Origin of the sequence: Rhodococcus sp. NPDC060090, from assembly GCF_042729855.1 — a bacterium.
In the GTDB taxonomy this organism is placed as follows: Bacteria; Actinomycetota; Actinomycetes; order Mycobacteriales; family Mycobacteriaceae; genus Rhodococcus.
In genome coordinates this window covers 25,833-47,129 of sequence record NZ_JBHWXB010000013.1, presented here as the reverse complement: position 1 = coordinate 47,129, position 21,297 = coordinate 25,833, and the positions used below count along the sequence as shown (strand labels likewise).

At 65.4% G+C, this 21,297-nt stretch carries 15 protein-coding genes; 11 read left to right on the top strand and 4 right to left on the bottom strand.

Features of this window, described 5'->3' with window-relative positions:
* The first annotated feature begins 78 nt into the window (after positions 1 to 78).
* From ACFWCF_RS18340 to ACFWCF_RS18310, 7 genes are all read left to right on the top strand, one after another.
* Entirely contained in the window at positions 79 to 2,181 is a 2,103-nt protein-coding gene (locus ACFWCF_RS18340) for an MMPL family transporter (RefSeq protein WP_378564192.1), read from the top strand.
* Between the two features lie 46 nt (positions 2,182 to 2,227).
* Positions 2,228 to 5,581, top strand: coding sequence for a bifunctional lysylphosphatidylglycerol synthetase/lysine--tRNA ligase LysX (lysX, locus tag ACFWCF_RS18335; RefSeq protein ID WP_378564189.1), 3,354 nt, complete (start codon positions 2,228 to 2,230; stop codon positions 5,579 to 5,581).
* Between the two features lie 150 nt (positions 5,582 to 5,731).
* Positions 5,732 to 7,660: a sensor histidine kinase gene (locus tag ACFWCF_RS18330; RefSeq protein WP_378564187.1), complete on the top strand. Its 1,929-nt coding sequence runs from the start codon at positions 5,732 to 5,734 to the stop codon at positions 7,658 to 7,660.
* Positions 7,661 to 7,757: 97 nt separating this feature from the next.
* Positions 7,758 to 8,357 (top strand): histidine phosphatase family protein, encoded by a 600-nt coding sequence (locus ACFWCF_RS18325; protein ID WP_378564522.1) that lies wholly within the window; start codon positions 7,758 to 7,760, stop codon positions 8,355 to 8,357.
* 43 nt (positions 8,358 to 8,400) lie between these two features.
* Positions 8,401 to 8,775, top strand: a complete 375-nt coding sequence (locus ACFWCF_RS18320) for a hypothetical protein (RefSeq protein WP_378564184.1) — start codon at positions 8,401 to 8,403, stop codon at positions 8,773 to 8,775.
* Positions 8,776 to 8,876: 101 nt separating this feature from the next.
* Positions 8,877 to 10,460, top strand: coding sequence for a molybdopterin-dependent oxidoreductase (locus ACFWCF_RS18315; protein WP_378564181.1), 1,584 nt, complete (start codon positions 8,877 to 8,879; stop codon positions 10,458 to 10,460).
* 46 nt (positions 10,461 to 10,506) lie between these two features.
* Complete coding sequence (locus ACFWCF_RS18310) at positions 10,507 to 11,415, top strand: SDR family NAD(P)-dependent oxidoreductase (protein ID WP_378564178.1); 909 nt, start codon at positions 10,507 to 10,509, stop codon at positions 11,413 to 11,415.
* Positions 11,416 to 11,434: 19 nt separating this feature from the next.
* On the opposite strand, the gene ACFWCF_RS18305 is transcribed toward ACFWCF_RS18310, so the two are convergent.
* The 4 genes from ACFWCF_RS18305 to ACFWCF_RS18290 form a co-directional block, all read right to left on the bottom strand.
* Positions 11,435 to 12,343 carry a cutinase family protein gene (locus ACFWCF_RS18305; RefSeq protein ID WP_378564175.1) on the bottom strand — a complete coding sequence of 303 codons (909 nt, stop codon included), beginning with the start codon at positions 12,341 to 12,343 and terminating at the stop codon, positions 11,435 to 11,437.
* 115 nt (positions 12,344 to 12,458) lie between these two features.
* On the bottom strand, positions 12,459 to 13,244 hold the full coding sequence (locus tag ACFWCF_RS18300; protein ID WP_378564172.1) for a YncE family protein: 786 nt from the start codon (positions 13,242 to 13,244) through the stop codon (positions 12,459 to 12,461).
* An 86-nt stretch (positions 13,245 to 13,330) separates the two neighbouring features.
* Entirely contained in the window at positions 13,331 to 14,845 is a 1,515-nt protein-coding gene (locus ACFWCF_RS18295; protein WP_378564169.1) for a carotenoid oxygenase family protein, read from the bottom strand.
* A 15-nt stretch (positions 14,846 to 14,860) separates the two neighbouring features.
* Positions 14,861 to 16,081, bottom strand: a complete 1,221-nt coding sequence (locus ACFWCF_RS18290; RefSeq protein ID WP_378564166.1) for an acetyl-CoA acetyltransferase — start codon at positions 16,079 to 16,081, stop codon at positions 14,861 to 14,863.
* A 149-nt stretch (positions 16,082 to 16,230) separates the two neighbouring features.
* Between ACFWCF_RS18290 and ACFWCF_RS18285 the strand changes: the two genes are divergently transcribed.
* From ACFWCF_RS18285 to ACFWCF_RS18270, 4 genes are all read left to right on the top strand, one after another.
* Entirely contained in the window at positions 16,231 to 17,172 is a 942-nt protein-coding gene (locus ACFWCF_RS18285; RefSeq protein ID WP_378564163.1) for a winged helix-turn-helix transcriptional regulator, read from the top strand.
* Between the two features lie 190 nt (positions 17,173 to 17,362).
* Entirely contained in the window at positions 17,363 to 18,526 is a 1,164-nt protein-coding gene (locus ACFWCF_RS18280; protein WP_378564519.1) for an acetyl-CoA C-acyltransferase, read from the top strand.
* Positions 18,527 to 18,592: 66 nt separating this feature from the next.
* Positions 18,593 to 20,326, top strand: a complete 1,734-nt coding sequence (locus ACFWCF_RS18275) for a class I adenylate-forming enzyme family protein (RefSeq protein WP_378564160.1) — start codon at positions 18,593 to 18,595, stop codon at positions 20,324 to 20,326.
* On the top strand, positions 20,323 to 21,267 hold the full coding sequence (locus ACFWCF_RS18270) for an NAD(P)H-dependent flavin oxidoreductase (RefSeq protein ID WP_378564157.1): 945 nt from the start codon (positions 20,323 to 20,325) through the stop codon (positions 21,265 to 21,267). The genes ACFWCF_RS18275 and ACFWCF_RS18270 overlap by 4 nt, the downstream gene beginning before the upstream one ends.
* Positions 21,268 to 21,297: the final 30 nt, after the last annotated feature.

Genomic DNA, 21,297 nt, shown 5'->3' with positions numbered 1-21,297 from the left:
GAATCCCAGGACACCAGCACCGATTGTGCAACATGGTTCCTGCACGTCCATTCGTGTTCGCCCGATCAGGAGGAGCTCTTGAGCACCACGACGACACCGACTCCACGCCGCACGCGCCTGCGGTGGCTGATACCGGCACTGTTGATTCTGGTGTGGCTCGGCGTCGCGGGCGGCGGCGGCCCGTTCGCGGGCAAACTCGGCGAGGTCGCCTCGACCGATGCGAGCTCCTTCCTTCCCGCCTCTGCGGAATCGACCCGCGCCGACGAGATCTACGCCGAGTTCCGAGAAAGCGATGCGATTCCGGCGATCGTCGTCGCCGAGCGCGACGGCAGTATCACTCCCGACGACCTCGCGTTCCTCGCCGCCGAATCGGCCGGTCCACCACCCATTCCGTCCGAGGACGGACAGGCCGTGCAGATGATCGTCCCGATCGACAGCGGTGTCGAGGTCAAGGACGCCGTCGCGGACCTGCGTACCGCCCTCGAAGGAGCCCCTGAAGGCCTGACGGTCCATGTCACCGGCCCTGCAGGTCAGGCCGCCGACCTGTCGGCCGCATTCGCAGGTATCGACGGCCTGCTGCTGCTCGTCGCAGGCGGCGTGGTCCTGCTCATCCTGATCGTCGTGTACCGCAGCCCGATTCTGCCGTTCGTCGTCATCATCTCCGCCGTGTTCGCGCTCGCGCTCGCCAGTCTGCTCGTCTACCTGCTCGCCGACGCAGGCACGATCGCGCTCAACGGGCAGTCCCAGGGCATCATGTTCATCCTGGTGTTCGGCGCGGCCACCGACTATGCGCTGCTGCTCGTCGCCCGCTTCCGGGAAGAATTGCGCATCCAGGAAGACAAGTACGCCGCGATGCGCACGGCGTGGCGCGGCGTACTCGAGCCCATCGCAGCGTCGGCAGGCACGGTGATCCTCGGCGTGCTGTGCCTGCTGCTGTCCGACCTGAACTCCAACCGCGGTCTCGGCCCGGTCGCTGCGATCGGTATCGCGACGTCGTTCATCGCGTCCATGACGTTCCTTCCCGCCGCACTCGTCCTGCTAGGGCGAACCGCCTTCTGGCCCACTCGGCCGAAGTACGAGCCGGATTTCGACAGCGAGAATCTCGAGCAGGCGCATCGCTTCTGGAACCGTATTGCCCAGTGGGTCGGCTCCAAGCCCCGGCCGATCTGGATCGTGTGCAGCCTCGTCCTCGTCGCGTTCGCTCTGCTCCTGCCGCAGTTCAAGGCGAGCGGTGTCGCCTCCTCCGACCTGTTCCTCCTGCAGACCGATTCCAAATCCGGGCAGCAGGTCCTCGGTGAGCACTTCGACGCAGGCAGCGGTTCGCCAACCGTGATCATCGCGAACGCCTCGTCTCTCGACGCGGTCACCGATGCCGCACGGATCGACGGCGTCACGACCGTCGAACCCGTCACCGGCCCGGACGGTGCGGTCACCGTCGTCGATGGACAGGTTGCGCTCCAGGCCACCCTCTCCGACCCGGCCGATTCGCTCGAAGCCGAGGCAACCGTCGAACGCCTCCGCGAGGCCATGGGCACGGTACCCGGATCCGACACTCTGGTCGGTGGCCCCACCGCGGTCGATCTCGACACCAAGGACACCGCTACCCGCGACCGCACGCTGATCATCCCGGTGGTCGCGCTCGTGGTGCTGCTGGTGCTCATCGTGCTGCTGCGGGCGATCGTGGCCCCGATCCTGCTGATGCTCACCGTCATCGTGTCGTTCGCGGCCACACTCGGTGTGTCGTCGCTGCTGTTCAACCACGTGTTCGGCTTCCCAGGTTCGGACCCGGTGGTGCCGCTGTTCGGATTCGTGTTCCTGGTAGCGCTCGGCATCGACTACAACATCTTCCTCATGACCCGCGTGCGTGAGGAAACGAAGAAGGTGGGGACACGGGCCGGCACGCTGCGGGCGCTCACCGTCACCGGCGGTGTCATCACGTCGGCGGGAATCGTGCTCGCCGCAACGTTCTCCGCGCTGGCGGTGATCCCGCTGCTGTTCCTCGCGCAGCTCGCGTTCATCGTGGCATTCGGCGTACTGCTCGATGCCCTGCTGGTGCGATCTCTGGTGGTTCCGGCGCTCACCATCGACATAGGCCGCAAGATCTGGTGGCCGAGCGCGCTGTCCCGCAGCGAACCCGACACTCGAGCCGACACCGAGGCCGACACGCGGACGGTGTCATAGCGCGCAAACGTTCGCAGACATGCCCCGACAACGCTACGGTCGGGGCATGTCTGCGGAAATCACCGCGAGGCCGGATCCACCGTCCCCGGTGACGGCTCCGTCTTCCACAGCACCCACGAGATCCTCACGTGTCGCCGCTCGCGTGACAGCCGCCGTACCTCATGTCTTCGGGGTCGCGCTCGCCGTGTACGCGGGGATGGTGACGCTGTGGTCGCTCTCGCCTACGTTGCGAGTCTGGCTCCATACACCGCGCGAGTACCTCGACGAGTACTACTTCGACGCGCCGGACACCAGCCTGTCGTTCGCGCTCGTCGTGGCGGTGCTCGCCGCGGCGATCGCCGGACGCAAACGCATCGCCTGGTGGATTCTCACGATCTACCTCGGTGGTTTCGCGATCACGAATCTGATGCTCGCGATCATGGACCGCGACCCTGGCCATCTCGCGGCGCTGATCGTGCACCTGGTACTCGTCGGTGTACTCCTGCTCTCGTTCGGCGAGTTCGATACGCGCGTTCGGCCGGGCTCGATTCCGTGGTCGCTGGCGGTCCTCGTGGGCGGTCTTCTCGCAGCGACCCTGATCGGCTGGGGCCTCGTCGAACTGTTCCCCGGATCGTTGCCTCCTGAGGACCGATTGTGGTGGGCGGTCAACCGCGTCACCGCCCTGACCTTCATCGACAACGACCAGTTCGCGGGTCACACGCACTGGCTCGTCAGCACCGTTCTCGGTGCACTCGGCGCGCTCGCCCTGATCGCCGCACTGCTCGTGTTGTTCCGCTCGCAGCGCTCGACGAACGCGCTCACCGGCACGGATGAATCCGCGATCCGGGGGCTCCTCGATCAGCACGGCGACGACTCGCTCGGCTACTTCGCAACCCGACGCGACAAAGCTGTGGTGTTCGCACCGAGCGGCAAGGCTGCAGTCACCTATCGCGTCGAAGTCGGTGTGTGCCTGGCGTCGGGTGATCCGATCGGCGACGTCGAAGCGTGGCCGCACGCGATCGGCGAATGGCTCGGTGTTGCCCGCGCGTACGGGTGGACGCCGGCGGTGATGGGCGCGAGCGAGGACGGCGCGAAGGCGTATCATCGTGCCGGACTGTCGGTCTTGCAACTCGGCGACGAGGCCGTGCTGCACACACAGGGATTCTCGCTCGCCGGCCACAACATGAAGCCGGTCCGGCAGGCGGTCAACCGAGCACGTAAACACGGTGTGTCCGTGCGTATTCGACGTCACTATGATCTCGGCACCGTCGAGATGGCCAACATCATCCGCCTCGCCGATGCGTGGCGAGACACCGACACCGAGCGTGGATTCTCGATGGCACTCGGCCGCCTCGGCGATCCACTCGACGCGAACTGCCTGCTCGTGGAGGCTGTCGTCGACGGAACACCCGTGGCGATGCTGTCGCTCGCACCCTGGGGCGAGAACGGCGTGTCGCTCGATCTGATGCGCCGGGATCCGACGGCACCGAATGGTGTCGTCGAGTTCATGATCACCGAACTCGCAACGCATGCAACGCTTTTCGGAATCGAGCGCATCTCGCTGAACTTCGCGGTGTTCCGCTCCGCTTTCGAAGAAGGCTCCCGAATCGGGGCCGGACCGATCATGAGGATGTGGCGGTCCATCCTGCTGTTCTTCTCCCGTTGGTGGCAGCTCGAGGCGCTCTACCGATCCAACGTCAAGTACCACCCGGAGTGGATTCCGCGTTTCCTCTGCTTCCGCGACAACCGCGAGATCCCTCGCGTCGCACTGGCATCCGCAGTGGCAGAGGGATTTCTCACCGTCCCCAGCTTCGGACGTCGAAACATCCGGAAGCACACCGGAACCACTTCGATGGTGCCCGACGGGCTCGTCGAGTCCGGAACGGTGCACGACGACGGGAGCGCAGCGGAGATCGCTTCCACCGCCGATCGTCCGGAACGCTCCCCCAGCCTTCATCGACGCCCCGAGCAGGACCGCGTGCGGAGGGACACGCTGGAACGGATCGTCGAGTACGGCGTCGACCCGTATCCGATCGCCGACCCGCCGACGCATACCGTCGCCGAAGCACTTGCAGCGACGCGCGGGGGCCCGGTTCGGATCGCCGGGCGCATCCTGCGGATCCGTGACTTCGGTGGCGTACTCTTCGCCGTCGTACGCGACTGGTCCGGTGACCTGCAGATCCTCATCGACCGCGAACGCGTCGCGGGTCGGCAATTCCTGTTCGACCTCGGCGATCTCGTGGAAGTGTCCGGCGAGATGGGACGCAGTCGTACCGGAGAGATCTCACTGCTGGCCGACTCGTGGCGAATCAACGGCAAATGCCTGCATCCACTACCGGACAAATGGCGGGGCCTGGTCGATCCGGAGGCGAAAGTCCGCAGGCGGTATGTGGATCTGGCAGTCGATCACGATGCCCGGCGACTGCTCGCGGCCCGCAGCGCGGTGGTGCGGTCCCTGCGAGACCAACTGCAGGAACGCGGATACCTCGAGGTCGAGACCCCGATCCTGCAGTCCGTCCACGGCGGAGCCAACGCCGCACCGTTCACCACACACATCAACGCATACGACACCGACCTCTATCTGCGGATCGCACCCGAGCTGTACCTCAAGCGGCTGTGCGTGGCAGGAATGGAGAAGGTGTTCGAGATCGGACGCGTATTCCGCAATGAAGGTGCAGATTTCAAGCACAACCCGGAATTCACAATCCTCGAGGCGTACGAGGCCCACAGCGACTACGAGAAGATGCTCACGCTCGCACGCACCCTGATCCAGAGCGCCGCCGCCGCGGCACATGGGCGCGAGATCATCGTTCGCCCCGGCGATGACGGCGTACCGGTGGAGATCGACATCTCCGGCGAGTGGCCGGTGAAGACATTCCACGACGCACTGTCCGAGGCCCTCGGCACCTTCGTCGACGCCGAGACTCCGGTCGAGGTACTGCGCCGGATGTGCGACGAACGCTCAATCGCCTACGACCCCGCGTGGGACGCGGGCGCCACGGCGCAGGAACTTTACGAACACCTCGTCGAATCCCGCACCGAGTTCCCCACGTTCTACACCGACTTCCCCACGTCGATTTCGCCTCTGACCAGGCCTCATCCTCGGAAACGAGGTGTCGCGGCGAAGTGGGATCTGGTCGCGTGGGGTATCGAACTCGGCACCGCCTACAGCGAATTGACCGACCCGATCGATCAGCGGGCGCGGCTCACCGAGCAGTCGCGTCTCGCCGCAGGCGGCGACGAGGAAGCGATGGAACTCGACGAAGACTTCCTGCACGCACTCGAGTACGCGATGCCGCCGACAGGCGGTCTCGGCATGGGCGTCGACCGGATCGTGATGCTCATCCTCGGTGGCAGCATCCGCGAGTCGCTGGCGTTCCCGTTCGTAAGACCTCGAATCACAGCTGGACGGGACATATAGGACGGCACACAATCCGTAGTCGATTCCGAAGCCCTTTACCCAGACTTTGGGACGGGATATATACAAGATCGGAATTTACGGGTAGAACGTATTCCTGTGTGCATTCTGCGATGCACAGGAATCGCCTTGTGTGGAAGGAACAATCCGAGCGTGAATCTTCGCCGCAACCGTGTCCTACGGCTCGGCAACTGGCGGCTGAGGTACAAGCTCGGCGTCATCGTTGCCGTTCCGTTGCTCGCCGCCATGTTGCTCGGTGGCCTCCGCATCAACACCCAGCTCGAGGAATCTCGCCGGTACGATGCCCTGTCCGACCAGATCGCCGTCGCACCCGCACTACTCGACTACTCCACCGCACTCGTCAGCATGGTGACCGTGACCGGCCTCGGCATCCCCCCGACAATCACCACCTCGGAGGCGATCACAGAGACGATGCGGAACGTGGTCGACATCGCCGACGGCAGCGGACTCGAACCCACAATCCGCAAAGAACTCGACGCACTCCTCGCCGACGGCGGGATCCTCCACGACGGGGTGATGAACTCGGGCATGGCCCCGGACGAACGCCAGCGGAGGACCACCGATTTCCTCGTCCGGTGCAAGGACATCTTCCGCGACATCTTCGACCTTCTCGAAGACAACGAAGCACTCGTCGATGCTTCCAATCTGATCACCGTGTGGGACGCACAGCTCAACCTGCTCAACGAGATGGAATCGCTCGGCTTGTTCGCAACCAATCCCGATGCAGCACAGACGGCTGCGTTGAAGGCCGTCGACAACGAGGATTCGACGCTGCGACTCCTCCTCGGGTCGAGACTCGATACCGGCCAGATCGAGGGAATGCTCGACAGCGTCGCGTCGCGCCGCGCGTTGATCCAGAACTACACGCCCACCGCCGCATTCGGTGAGCAATTGCGTGGCTCGATGGTCGCGGCCTCGCAGCCGTACTCCGACAGCATCGTTCGCGCCAGCGAACAGATCACGACGACACTCGACCGCCTCACCTCCGACGCACGATCCGACGCCATCCGCGACTCGATTCTGATCGGAACACTGCTCGTGGTCGCCCTCGCCCTCGGCCTGACCGTCGCACGGTCGCTCGGGCTCCCGCTTCGTCGTCTCCGCAAGGAAACCCTGGCCGCCGCGGATACCGAACTTCCCGCCGCGATCGCAGCGGTGAAGGAGGGCGCCGCCGTCGACAGCGTCCGGCTCGCTCCGATCGGCATCGACACCGACGAAGAGATCGGCCAGGTGTCCCGGGCCGTCGATTCGATGAAGAACGAGGCACTCCGTCTCGCAGGCGAACAGGCACACCTCCGGCAGCAGGTCAACGTCATGTTCGAGACACTCGCACGTCGAAACAAGACCCTCGTCGAACAGCAGCTCTCGCTCATCGATTCGCTCGAATACCAGGAGAAGGACCCTGTCCGTCTCCAAAGCCTGTTCTCGCTCGACCATCTCGCAACGCGGATGCGTCGCACCGGCGAGTCGTTGCTTGTGCTCGCCGGTACTCGCCCCCGCACACGGACATCGCCGGCACCGCTCACCGACGTGTTGCGCGGCGCGGTCTCCCAGGTCGAGAACTACCAGCGGGTCCACATCGGACGCACTCCGCACGGATATCTCCTCGGGATCGCCACCGACGACGTCGTGCACATGATCGCCGAGCTCGTCGACAATGCGCTGCGGGCGTCACCTCCGAACAGCTCCGTCCGGCTGGAGTTCACCTCTGCGGAGGGCGGCGGACTTCTCCTCGAGATCGCCGATGTCGGAATCGGTATCCCACCGGATGCGCTCGCCGAAATCAATACCCGCCTCTCCGACGGCGACGAGGCCGATGTCAACGCGCCCCGGCAGATGGGCCTGTTCGTGGTGGGACGTCTCGCCGCGCGCAACGGCATGAACGTCCGGCTTCGCCCCACGTTCGATTCGGATACCAATGCCGGCGTGACGGCATCGATCTACTTCCCCGCACGCTTGCTCGCCGACATCCAGGCATCGAGTCCCACGGCGATCACCGAGCGCCCGCGGCGACTCTCCCGAGAGCACGAAACGCCGCAGTATCCGCAGGGTGGACGCTGATGGTTCGAGGCACGGTTCGGGGCGCACTGCACGACAGTGTTTCACGTGAAACGGGGGCGGTCTCACCTCGAGAGACTCTCCTGGCATGGTGGACACCGTGCAGCTTCTCCTGATCCGCCACGCCCAACCGGAGTACGCCCGTGTGAACCTGGGACGTGCCGATCCGTCCCTCACGGAACAAGGCCTGGTGCAGGCCGGGCGTCTCGTAGAAGCACTCGCGCCCTACCGAATCGCGCGGCTGTTCTCGAGCCCGCAACTCCGAGCACTCCAGACAGCGCAGCCTCTCGCAGACAGCCTGAAGCTGTCGGTCGAGCAGATCAAGGGGCTCGCGGAGTACGACTACGAACTCGATCACTACATTCCGTTCGAAACCGCCAAAGACCTCGGATCCGATGCCTACAAGCGCATCCTCGCAGGCCACCTGCCCGATTTCGTCGATGCGGATCTTTTCCGCAGCCGGGTGCTGGCGTCCGTCGACCAGGTCGTGTCCTCCTGTGCACACGAGGACACCGCGGTGATCGTCGCGCACGGTGGAGTCATCAATATCGTGCTCCAAGATCTCCTCGGGCTCGAGCTGCCGCTGGCGTTTCCTATCGAATACGCGTCGCTCACCCGCGTTCTCGTTTCCCGCAGCGGTCGTCGCCGGGTCGCGTCGATCAACGAAACAGGACACGTGCGCGACACCCTGCGTGTGTGAATCCCTCACACCGGCCGCGCGCAGGTACCTACTCTGAGAGACCATGCGCATCCTCACCCGAACACTGTCCGTCGCGGCTCTCGCCGGCGCCGCTGTGCTCGCAGCTACCGGCACTGCAGTCGCCGAGGAATGGCCCTCCGGCAACGGCGCGGTCAGTGTCGTCGAGCAACCCGACTTCCTCGTTCCGAGCGACGGCGAGTTCTGGAATCCGCTGGTGGCCGAAAACCGCCTCACCTCGCCGTACGGAGAGTCGACACGTATCGAGTGCACCCAGTTCCACGGCGTGCTCCTCGAATGCTGGCAGGCCGACGCAAACGGGGATCCGCACAAATTGACCGAACTCCCGTTCAACTTCCCGGCGATCACCGGCTCGTCGGCCCCGGGTGGCGGGCCGTCGCACTTCGTCTTTCTCGGCTGACATCACCTGCTGCCGCTGAACGAACGGCACGTCCGGTCCGCACCCATCCGAGTCGCGGTCGGCGCCGAACCCCTTCTCGATCTCGCAGAAGGGCGGCGGACATGGCGACGAGTGAAGACGCTCTACAGGAGGGCTCCGTCAACGGGCTCGGCATTCCGGCACGGGCACTGGCGGGTGTGCTGTCCGCCGGAGTCGTGCTCGGAATCGGCGAGCTCGTGGCGGTGCCGTTCGGGTCGTCGGCATCCCCCTTCTTCGCCGTCGGCTCCACGACTGTCGACCGGAGTCCCGCGTGGGCACGCGAGATCGCGATCACCGCGTTCGGAACCAACGACAAGGCGGCGCTGTTCATCGGGATGAGCATCCTGATCGCGGTATTCGCCGCGGTCGCGGGTGTCATCGAACGAGCTCGCCGTCCTTACGGCAGCATTGTGCTCGTAGTTCTCGGAGTGGTCGGGGTGTACGCCGCGTTGTCTCGTCCCGGTGCGACCGCGGTCGATGCCCTCCCGACGCTCGTGGGTGTCGCCGCAGGCATTCTCACGCTGCGACTCCTCACGTGCCGCACTCCCGAACGCAACGAAGCCGGGCACACGCACGCTCCCGCCCTCGCGGGGGTGTCCCGTCGACGCTTCCTCACGCTCGCGGGCACCGCGGCGGCTGTGGCGGTCGCTGCGGGAGTGGCGGGACGCCATCTCGCGGGCTCGATCGCCGGTGCCGTCCGCAACCGCATGGCATTCGTTCTACCGCTCGTAGGAATGAGTGACCGGGCGCCTGCCGTCGCCTCGGGTACCGAGATCGCGGTGCCCGGGGCGACGTCCTTCGTCACCGGCAACAACGTCTTCTACCGCATCGACACCGCATTGCAGGTTCCGATGCTCACCACCGACGACTGGAATCTGCGGATACACGGCATGGTCGACCGAGAGATCACGTTGAGCTGGCGTGATCTCATGGCCCGCACACCGATCGAGCGAACCATCACTTTGACCTGCGTGTCCAACGAGGTCGGCGGCGACCTCGCCGGTACCGCCACCTGGGTCGGCTATCCCATCAAGGACCTACTCGACGAGGCCGGTATCTCCCCCGACGCCGACATGTTGTTGTCCACCAGCGCCGACGGGTTCACCGTGGGCACGCCGATCGAAATCCTGCGCGACGGCCGGGACGCACTGCTCGCGGTGACGATGAACGGCGAACCATTGCCGTTCGAACACGGCTACCCCGCTCGGCAGGTAGTACCGGGGCTGTACGGATTCGTCTCGGCCACAAAATGGGTCGTGGACTGGGAAGTGACCCGGTTCGATTCTGCGCAGGCGTACTGGACGCGACGCGGCTGGGCCGAGAAGGCCCCGATCAAGACCGCGTCCCGGATCGACGTCCCGGCCTCGTTCGCCAGGGTGGCCGCTGGAGAGGTTCTGGTCGCCGGTACCGCGTGGGCACAGCACCGCGGCATCTCCCGGGTCGAGGTGCGGGTCGACGACGGACCGTGGAGCGACGCGACCCTCGCCGAGGAATACTCCATCGACACCTGGCGTCAGTGGTACTGGAGATGGCAGGCCGTACCCGGCACTCACACTCTTCAGGTCCGGGCCACCGACAGGGACGGTGAAGCCCAGACCGAAGTACGCGTCGAGCCCATCCCCGACGGCGCAAGTGGATGGCACACCCGCTCGGTCACCGTGGTGTGATCGCAGGATCCGCCACACCTCGGTCCAGTCGTGTTTGATGGAGTGTATGCCCACTCGGTACGCGCAGATCCGTCGATGGCGAGCCGGCACAGCGATCCGCTCGCGCCTGAACGATCTGACAGGAACACTGGTAGTGGTGACCGGCGGTGCGAGCGGAATCGGCCGCGCCTCCGCCCGCGCCTTCGCGGCCGAAGGTGCAATCGTCGTGGTGGCCGACAAAGATCTCGACGGCGCCCGCGACACCGTCGCCCTGATCGACCATCCCGACTCTGCAGGTGGCTCGACCGCTGTCTTCGGCGGCGGTGCACACGCTTACGAGCTCGATGTCGCCGACGAGGAACAGATCCGCGAGTTCGCGGCCACCGTCCGGTCGCGACACGGAGTTCCCGATGTTCTCGTGAACAACGCGGGGATCGGCGCGATCGGCGCGTTCGTCGAGACCCCGCAGAGCCTCTTCGAGAATGTGATGGAGGTGAACTTCTGGGGCACCGTCTACGGGTGCCGCGCCTTCACCACCCAGATGATCGAACGCGGCACCGGCGGACACATCGTGAATGTGGCCTCGGCAGCGGCATTCATGACGCAGCGGAACCTCACCGCCTATTCGACGAGCAAGGCGGCGGTCTTCATGCTGTCGGAATGTCTACGCGCCGAGCTGATCGAGCACGGCATCGGCGTCACAGTGGTGTGCCCGGATCTGGTCAACACGAACCTGACCCGCAACAGCGCCTACGCGGCACCCAGCTCCGAGAAGCGCGCTGCGCGTCGGGACCGCGCGCTGTCGATCCACCGCAGACTGCACGTCGAGCCCGAACGAGTGGCCGACGCGATCGTGTCCGCGGTGCGTCACAATCGTCCCATCGTCACCGTGGCTCCTGGCGCGAAGGCACGTAAGTGGCTGAGCCGCTTGGCTCCCCGGGTGGTGCGCGTGGGTTCGCGGTTCGACATCGACTGACGCGTGCCCACGCGCGGCGTCACACCTTCGAGGTGAGCCAGTCGCGGAGCCAGATCGTTGCCGTCGTGTGGCGGTCGTCGACCACATAGTTCGAGTAGTCCTGATGGATCTGCGACCCGTAGAACTCTCGGATCTGCGTCTCCCGCTCGACGTTCGCCTCCGGACTGATCTGCAGTTGGAGAGTGGGCACCCCACCGGCGGCCATGATGTCGCTGTAGAGGAGGGTCGCCTCGTCGCGGTAGTTCTCGAAATCGCCGGGCTCGGTGCCGGCCGAGATTGCCAGGAATCCGGCGAGACGGGTCACGAAGTCTTCGGGCGGCGTCGAGCAGTAGAGATCGCCGACGGCACAGATGGTACGGATATTGGGGCTGACGAGCCCGAAGCCGCCGACGCGGGATCCACCGGCGCCGTTTCCGGGCACCGGAGGCCCGACGAGCGGATCCGCTTCGGAGCGACGGGGATCGGAGATCAACCCGACCGCCGTGAGACGGTGCGGGGGGATCACACCGAGCCCGGTGCCGATCTCGGCGGCGAGATCGCCCGCGGCGTCGGCGCCCTGGCTGTATCCCACGAGCGCGAAGTCGGTGCCCGGGCAGTGCGCCGCAGTACCCGCGATCAGGTTGCGGGCATTGTCGACGGCCCGGTTGCGGGAGGCCGCGTACATGTCGCCCTCCCACGGGAATGCGGTGGCCGGGTACTGCACGTAGTCGACGCGCGCACCGGCAGGCAACCCGGATGTGACCTGTGCCAGCATGCCGTTACCACGCTCGGGATCCGGAGTGCTCGAGGTTTCCCACGTCCCGGGGACCGCAATCACGTTCAACGTCGGGCAACCAGCCGGATCTGCTTGCGCCGCAGGCGTTGCCACTATCGAACCCACCAGGGCTACTGCAGCTGCCAACATCGTCGATGCCCTACCGAAACGCATCCGAAAATCCCCCGACCTTCTCGCCGTATCACGCCACGCCACAGTCTCCATCACGAATATGACACATTCGTGAACGCCGCGTGATACTAGTCCCCGAATTTCGGGACAAAAAGATCTATCCGCGCACGACGGTGACTGCTCCGCCCCCGATGTTGGTGACGAACACGTTGTTGGTGCCGTAGTCGAGGGAGCTGACCGGATCGGGTTTCTCGACCACCTGCGACACCGCTCCGGCACGATCCACGACAGTTACTGCCGGACCGAAAAGGTTGGTGACATACACGTTGCCGGTGATCGGGTCGGTGACGACCATGCCTGGCGGAGCCGGGATCTCGGCGGGCAGTTGCCCCCTCGCGTGATCCCAGTCGACCACGTCGACCGAGCCCGTTCCGATGTTGGTGACGAACACACCGTCGTGACCCGCGTCGAGTTCCAGCTGCGGCAGCTCCTCGGTTGTGGCCGCAGCAGGTTGCGGACCAGGTTGTGGACGCGGCGCAACCGAGTGGCGGTCGACCGTGACGGCGCCCGTTCCGAGGTTCGTGACCGCGATGTTGCCCACGCCCCCGTCGACACGCATCTCGAGCGGAGCGTCGGCAACATGGTTGCGGCCCGGCTCGCGGCCCTCCGGATGCACGACGTGTACAGCTCCCGGCCCGACGTTGGTGATGCAGGAATTGCCACTGCCGCCGTCGACTCCCAGCAGTCTCAGACCGTCGAAGCCGAAAATCGGTGCCACAGGCGGTGCTCCGTCGATGGACACGACACCGCCGCCGTTGCGAACGCAGTCGCCGAGTGGATCCGCTGCGGCCGTCGGTGCCGCCAGTACGGCCATCGCGGCGGCACCGGCGCCGACCGCGAATACCGCCAGTGGCCGTGTCGTGACCTTTCGCGTCGCGCTCATGCGCAGAACCATAACTGCTCGTTCACCTGGCGGCAGCGGAACTATCGAGAGCGAGTCGGGAACGAAAGAAACCGGCGGCCGACGAGTTACATGGCCAGGGTGTCCACCGCACGATCCGCGTCACGCCAGCCGGGGATCTGTGCTCCCGCCGCCCACGTCGAGTGCGTTCCCGAGCTGATCCGTTCCGGAAGCCGGACCCGGGCGAGCGGACCGTCGGAGAGACGCTGCGCGTCGAAGACCAGGCACTCGGAGAGGTCACGGTTCATGTCGACCGTCATCGTGACGAGATATCCGTCGTCCTCCCCCGTCGATCCGACCCGCGGAGCCATCACGGTCTCACTGCCGAAGACCCCCTCCCCCAGAGAGAAGTGCTCTTCGGCACCAGTGACGGTGTCGTGCCGGACGAGACCGTCGAACAGGAACCAACCCGGTTTCCCCGTCGCAGCGTAGGTGTAGCGGTGCGCGATGCCGGCGTGAACGGGGTTGATCATGCCGAACTCGCTGATCCGGTCGGAGAGCCGCTCCTCCGTTACCCCGCCCGTGCGCAGATTCAGACGCCAGCGATGCAGATGCGTGCCCATCCGATCGAGCGCGAGGAAGCGGAACATCCGCTCGTACATCGACCCGTTTCCGGTGTCCTCCGGCTCCGGGGTCTCCTGGTGGAATCCTTCGAGGACGATCTCGTCGCCGTTCTCGTACGCGTTGGTCCAGTGCAGCACATAGGTCGATGCGGCCTCGAACCACACAATTTCGCTGCCGTCACCACGACGCGGGATGACACCCAGACGCATCGGCAGATCAGGGTGGAACCGCGACACGTATTTGCCCGCCGCGAGGGCTTCAGGAACCCAGAACAGCGGGCAATCGTTGAGGATCGCGTAGTTCTCGGTGAACGCCATGTCGTGGGGTAAACGCGGGCCGGGCAGCTCGATGCCGGTGTAGTGGACGAGATCATCGTGGGCGTCGACCACCCCGTAGTTCATGTACGGCGCGTCGGTGCCGTAGTTGAAGAACAACATCTCGCCGGTCCGCTGATCGGGCTTGGGATGCGCCGAAACGCCGAGGCTGGAGGGGAATCCACCACCCCACTCCGATCGCCCGAGAGTCTCGCCCGACACCGGGTCGACCCGGTACAGGTCTCCGCACTGCCAGAAACTCGTGAGGGCCACCCCGTTGTGGAAGGCGACATCGGTGCTCGATGCATCCTTCATACGGCCGCGGGCGCACCAGCCGTCACGCTCCGACTTCGCTGGATTCTCCGCGATACCCGCCCACAAGGCGCGGCCGGCCTGCTGCTCAGCGGTGAACCCTTCCGTCTTCACGAACCGATTCCGGTAGAACGCTTTCCCGTCGCGGAATCCCGCGATGTGCACCATGCCGTCGCCGTCGAAGGGGTGATAACGCCCCTGCTGGGCAGGGTGCACCGGGTTCTCGGTGTTTCTGATGTACACGCCGTCCAGGTCGGCAGGCAGATCGCCGATCACTTCGAGGTCGTCCGCCTGGTACTCCGTGTGCTGGGGCCTCCATGGCCCGGTGCGGTACGGGTGGTCGTCGTCCGCTGGCAACGTCGACAGTGCCCGACCGAGAATCTCGAGGTCCATCCATCCTCCTTGGTATCAGCCGATGATCAGGGAAACGGTTGTGGTGGTACTCCCACCGAAATTGAGCGTGGCCGCACGACGTGCGCCGTCGACCTGGTAGGCACCGGCCGTACCGGTGACCTGCCGGTGGCAGTCCAGTGCCATCCGCACTCCGGTTGCCCCCACGGGGTGACCCCCGCCGAGCAGACCCCCGCTGGGGTTCATCGGCATCCGGCCCCCGATCTCGAGATCGCCCGATTCGACGGCACGCCAACTCCCTCCGGGTTCCGTCAGTCCGAAGTGGTCGATCGCCAGATACTCACTGACACTGAAACAGTCGTGTGTCTCGATCAGATCGACTTCGTCGACACCTCGGAGTCCCGCTCGTCCGAACGCATCATCGATGGTGTCGCGCAGGTGCGGGAACATCAGTGCATCACCGGAACTGCGTGCGAGCTTGTCGTCGAGTGACAGGCCGACCGTGCGGTGTCCCCAACCGAGGATGCGGGAGCGCGGCCGAGCGTCGAATGCCGGGTTCCGCTCGGCGTAGCGGTCGCTGACGAGGACAACACCGGCGGCACCGTCGGTGAGAGGTCCACAGTCGATCCGACGGAGGCTCCCTTCCACCAGCGGGTTCTCGATATCGTCTGCGGTGAACGACTCCGGGGAATAGTGACGGCTGCGAGTCTGAGCATTGGGGTTGCGGCGCGCGTTGCGGATGTTCAGTTCGGAGATGCTCCACAGGTGCGCGGGGTCCAAGCCGTAACGGTCACGGTATTCATCGGCGATCCTACTGAACATGTAGGGCCACATGTACTTCGCATCCTGGCCTTCCCTGCCGACCCACGCCGCGGGGCTCATGTAGTTCGTGCCGATGTCTCCTGGCACGGTCTTCTCGACCTCCACTCCGACAACGAGCGCGGTGTCGTACCGGCCGGATTCGAGGTCGGCCATCGCGGCGAGGATCGCCAGCGAGCCCGAGGCGCAGGCACCCTCGTGTCGAGTGGCGGGAACATCCCACAGCTCGGGAATCATCGAGGCCGGCATCGCACCGAGATGCCCCTGACCGGTGTAGAGCTGACCGAAGGCATTCCCCACGTGGACGACCTCGATATCGCCGGCCGCGATGCCTGCATCGTCGAGGGTGTGCGTCGCAACCTCGGCGGTGAGGTCGCCGATGTCGAGACCTTCCCTGGTGATGTTCCGAGAGAAGTCGGACTGGTGGCCGCCCGCGATCCATACCTGCGCAGAAGTCATGTCGTGTTCGCTTTCACATTCGACGAAGCGGGCGTGAGTTGTCAGAGTTATGGAGTGGCGTCGCTGCCGTCCGAGCCGATTCAGTACAGTTATTGAAGCACTACGGTTCGCGTCCCGCAATGGGCCATTACCACTGGAAGAGGTGAACCGTGAAAGCCGACAGCCACGGCGAAGCGACCGCCATCAACCCGGTCGCCGCTACGCTCGATCTCCTCGGAGACCGGCTCAGCCTCGCATTGCTCGGTCATGCTTTCGTCAGTGGCACCACTCGGTTCAACCAGTGGCTCGACCTCACCGGCGCCCCGCCCTCCGTCCTGACCGGCCGGCTACATGCCCTCGTCGATGCGGGGGTTCTGCGCCGCTCGCCGCGGCTCGGCGCATCGGATCGACACGAATACCTCCTCACCGACCTCGGCAACGACACCTGGCAGATCCTCGTCGGCATCTGGGGGTGGCAACGGGAATGGACACCCGAAGGTGCATGGCAGCCCGACCTGGTGCACACCACCTGTGGCCACCGCGGACCGGCCGCGGTGATGTGCCAGGACTGCGGCGCGACCGTGGCCAGTAACGACACCGACATCGAGATGGACGCTCGGACCGTCTGGACGGTGACGTCGGGTGCACGGAGACGGTCCACTCGCGGGCCTGCTCTCGATGCTCCGCAGGCAGACATGCAGTTCAACGCGGTGATGGAAGCGCTCGGTGACCGCTGGAGCGGAGCGATCACCGGCCTCGCCCTGTCCGGGGCACGACGCTTCGGGGAGTTCCGCTCGGCACTCGACATCTCACCCACCACCCTCACCGATCGGCTCACCCGTTTGTGCGACGCCGAGATCCTCACCCGGCCCGCCGGTGCGCATCGGGAGTACCGACTGACCCCGCGCGGTCGCGCACTGTTCGGGGTGTTCGTCTTTCTGATCCGGTGGTCCATCCGGGCATATCCCGACGCGCCGAGCCCTCTGCGGATCATCCATCGTGCCTGCGGATCCCTCCTGACACCGGTGTTGCGATGTCGAGGCTGCGACGAACCCGTCGATCGCACCACGGCGCGTGTCGAGTCGGTGGCTGCGCGACCGACGAGCCCTTGACAGCGCAGAGCACCGCCGGTATCACTACATTAACTGTAGTGATGTGTGCCACCGATGGCGAACGCATCGCTTCGCCCTCGCCGAAGGTGTCGCTCCTGTGCCCCGAAACACCCCGCCCCGAACCGCCACCGCCCTCCCAAAGAACACCGCCCTCCCAAAGAACACCGCCCTCCCAAAGAACACCGCGTACATCTACGACGCCGTCCGCTTGCCGAGGGCGCGCGTCCGCCGCCACGGCGGGGCACTCGCGGGCATACCGCCCGTCGAGCTGATCGGCCGACTCCTCACCGCTCTGGGAGACCGCTCACCGGTATCGCAGGTCACCGACGATGTGATCCTCGGGATCAGCACCGTCACCGGCGAACATGCAGGCGACCTCGCGCGCGCTGCCGTGCAGTGGGCCCGGTGGCCCGATCATGTTCCTGGAGGAGTCGTCTCACGGCTGTGTTGTTCGGGCCTCGACGCACTCGACAGTGCCGCGGCACGTGTGTCCGCGGGCGTCGCTCGGGTGATCGTGGCCGGCGGAGTCGAGTCGATGTCACGGGTGCCGATGCTCTCGGATTCTCCCCCGATCGCGACGGACCCGGATCTCGGCGAACGCACCGGGTTCGTCACCATCGGAGTATCCGCGGACCTGACAGCCGCGCGATACGGCTTCTCCCGCGAGGCACTCGATTCCTATGCAGTGCAGTCACACCGGAGGGCCGCTGCGGCTCCGGCATCGCCCGCCGTGGTCCCCGTCAGGACCGGCGGTGCCGAGCTGACATCCGACGAAGGGATCCGCTCCGACATCACACTCGAGGATCTTGCGGTGCTGCCCGCACTCTTCGGTGACGATCCTGCTTGGGAGCGGGTGGCCCGGCAGCTTCCGGAGTCACCGCGTCCGGGCATCGGGTTGCACACCGTAGCCACCGCGCCTCAACTTGCGGATTGTGCATCCGCCGTGGTGATCGGGAATGCCGAAGCAGGCTCGGTGCTGGCGCTACCGGCGCGAGCACAGATCGCCGGAACTGCGCACACCGCCGTCCGCTCCCCGCTTCTCACCGCACCGGTCGAAGCAGCACGGCGGGCACTCGAGAAGGCCGGACTCACCCCCGCAGACCTCGACATCGTCGAAGTGAACGAATCCTTCGCTGTGACACCGCTCATGATGATCGACGAGCTCGACATCGACCCTGCCCGAGTCAATGCATGCGGTGGCGCACTCGCTGTCGGGCACCCCCTCGGCGCAACCGGCGGAATCCTCGTCGCCCACGCCCTCGAACAGCTCGAACGCACCGACGGTGAGCATGCGCTCGTGACCATTCCCGCTGCGCTCGGGCTCGGCGCCGCAATGGTCTTGCGCCGAGTCTGACCATGAACGCCGAGCCAGACCATGAACCCGGACCGCCCCTCAGGGGCGACGACGAAAGGTACGCCGATGTCCTCCTCACTCTCGACGTCACGCCCAGACCACGTGCGTCATCCGGCAGACAAGGTATCCGACTACCTTGCGCGTGGGTGGTGGCAGACCGAGACACTGACCGATCTGTTCGAGGCGTGGGTGGAACGTCGACCGGACCACGCCGCAACCACCGACCCCGCGAATCTGTCCGATCTCACCGGTGCTGATCCACAGTCGATGACGTGGGCCGAGCTGAAGGAAAGCGTTCGCCGTATCGCGGCCATGCTCCACGCCCACGGAATCCGCAAGGGCGACACAGTCGCGGTGCTCGTCCCGAACTCGATCACGCTCACCACAACGTATCTGGCACTGTGGCAGATCGGCGCCGTGGCCACGCCGATGCCCGTGTCGTATCGACGCAACGAGTTCTCCGGCATCATCGAGGCCTGCAAGGTGGTGGCAATGGTCACCACCGGCAGGTTCGGCGACCGACGGCTCGCGACCGAAGCTCTCGAACTCGTTCCGGCACACGACAGCCTCCGCACGGTGTTCTCGTTCGGCCCGGATGCCCCCCTCGGCGCCGTGGAACTCGAGTCCCACTACATCCCGGATGATCTCGTCATCGCCGCCGATACCTACACGGCCGGACTGCGACGGGCCATCAGCGACCGCGTGACAGTCTGCTGGACCAGCGGAACCGAGGCAGCACCCAAGGGAGTACCGCGCTGCCACGCAGACTGGCTCGCCATCGGCCAGGGCGTTCAGGACGGCCTCGAAACCACCGAGGAATCGGTACTGGTCAACCCGTTCCCCTTGGTCAACATGGCCGGGTTTGCAGCTGCGCTGTTGCCGTGGCTGATCGGCGGAGGACACCTCGTCCATCATCACCCGCTCGACATCACCGTGTTCCTGCGCCAGATCGAGCAGCACCGAGCCACCCACACGACGATGCCGCCCGCTATCCTCACGATGCTGTTGCAGCAGAACGCACTTCGCACCGCGTTCGACCTGTCGTCGTTGCGACGTGTAGGTGCGGGCGGCGCTCCCCTGCCGCCCTCGGTTGTCGCGGCATGGCAGAACGACCACGGAATCGAGGTCATCAACTTCTTCGGCTCCAACGAAGGCGTCTGCTTGCTCGGAGCTCCATCGGACATTCCGGATCCCGAAGTTCGCGCCCAGCACCTCCCGCATTATGCGGCACCGGACCGGCAGTGGACGGTGCGTCTGAGCCGTAGCACCGAGGTGCGGTTGATCGACTCGGTCACCGGCACGCGGGTCGACACCGTCGGCGGTCGCGGCGAACTTCGCTTGAAGGGACCTACCGTGTTCGCCGGGTACATCGAGGGATCGACGGCCGCAACCCCATTCGATGAGGACGGGTTCCTCTGCAGCGGCGACATCTTCGAACTGTGCGGTGACGACGGCGAATATCTGCGCTTCGTCGACCGAAGCAAGGAGATCATCATTCGAGGTGGTATGAACATCGCACCCGCCGAAATCGAGGGTCTCCTGCAAGATCATCCGGCTGTCGCCGAGGTGGCGATCGTTGGCGTTCCGGACGAGACCCTGGGTGAGAAATGCTGCGCCGTCGTCGTTCCGGCTCCAGACACAGCACCGACCCTCGACGACCTCGTCGCTCACCTACGTGCACGTGAGGTTGCCTCGTTCAAACTGCCCGAACATATCGCGCTCGTCGATACGCTGCACCGCAACCCGGTCGGCAAACTGTTGCGACGCCACATTCGCGCCGACCTTCTGGAGAACCGATGACCTCGTCCGCATCCGACCTGCTCTCCAGACTCCGAGTACCGGTGGTCGTCGCACCGATGTTTCTCGTCTCGGGACCCGAACTCGTCGTTGCAGCAGGCACAGCCGGTGTGGTCGGGGCATTTCCGACTCCCAACTGCCGCACCACCGCCGAACTCGACGAATGGATGGGCACGATCACCGATTGCCTCGAGGCTGCCGGTCCGCTCGATGCTCCGTGGGCCGTCAACCTTGTGACTCACAGCTCCAATCGACGACTCGGCGACGACCTGAAACTGGTGGCCGAGCATCGTCCTCCCGTCGTCATCACTGCTCTCGGTTCTCCGGCGCCGGTAATCGACACGGTCAAGGGGTACGGCGGTCTCGTACTCGCCGACGTCTCGACCGTTCGATTGGCCCGCAAGGCTGCCGGGTTCGGAGTCGACGGCCTGGCCTGCATCGCGGCCGGCGCCGGAGGCCACACCGGACACCTGTCTCCATTCGCATTCGTTTCCGCCGTAAGGGAATTCTTCGACGGCCTGGTCGTCGTCGGTGGTGGGATCGCCGACGGCTGGGGTGTGGCGGGAGCCGTCGCTGCGGGAGCCGATCTGGTGTACATGGGTACTCGTTTCCTGACCGCTGCGGAGAGCATGGCACCGAGCAACTACAAACAGATGGTGGTCGAACACGGATCGGACGACCTCATCGTCAGTTCCGGAGTCACCGGCACCCCCGCTTCCTGGCTGCGGCCGAGCCTGATCGCCAACGGGCTCGATCCCGAGGCCCTCACCACTCCCGCGGCACGTGACTACAACGCCGCAGGCGACGTTCACGGTCGGTGGAAAGACATCTGGGCAGCGGGCCAAGGGCTCGGTCTCATCGACGCAGTCGAGCCGGTCGAGGCCATAGTCGCGCGGATCGAGAAGGAATATTCGGCTGCAACATCAAGGTTCCCAGCCCGGTAGGGTCCGGAAATGGATGGGGCCGCACACCGG

Bases quoted from the DNA above. Each gene is read 5' to 3' on its own strand.
- lysX (WP_378564189.1), top strand. From the start codon at position 2,228: ATGTCTGCGGAAATCACCGCGAGGCCGGATCCACCGTCCCCGGTGACG.
- ACFWCF_RS18320 (WP_378564184.1), top strand. From the start codon at position 8,401: ATGCGCATCCTCACCCGAACACTGTCCGTCGCGGCTCTCGCCGGCGCC.
- ACFWCF_RS18315 (WP_378564181.1), top strand. From the start codon at position 8,877: ATGGCGACGAGTGAAGACGCTCTACAGGAGGGCTCCGTCAACGGGCTC.
- ACFWCF_RS18310 (WP_378564178.1), top strand. From the start codon at position 10,507: ATGCCCACTCGGTACGCGCAGATCCGTCGATGGCGAGCCGGCACAGCG.
- ACFWCF_RS18305 (WP_378564175.1), bottom strand. From the start codon at position 12,343: ATGCGTTTCGGTAGGGCATCGACGATGTTGGCAGCTGCAGTAGCCCTG.
- ACFWCF_RS18300 (WP_378564172.1), bottom strand. From the start codon at position 13,244: ATGAGCGCGACGCGAAAGGTCACGACACGGCCACTGGCGGTATTCGCG.
- ACFWCF_RS18295 (WP_378564169.1), bottom strand. From the start codon at position 14,845: ATGGACCTCGAGATTCTCGGTCGGGCACTGTCGACGTTGCCAGCGGAC.
- ACFWCF_RS18290 (WP_378564166.1), bottom strand. From the start codon at position 16,081: ATGACTTCTGCGCAGGTATGGATCGCGGGCGGCCACCAGTCCGACTTC.
- ACFWCF_RS18275 (WP_378564160.1), top strand. From the start codon at position 18,593: ATGTCCTCCTCACTCTCGACGTCACGCCCAGACCACGTGCGTCATCCG.
- ACFWCF_RS18270 (WP_378564157.1), top strand. From the start codon at position 20,323: ATGACCTCGTCCGCATCCGACCTGCTCTCCAGACTCCGAGTACCGGTG.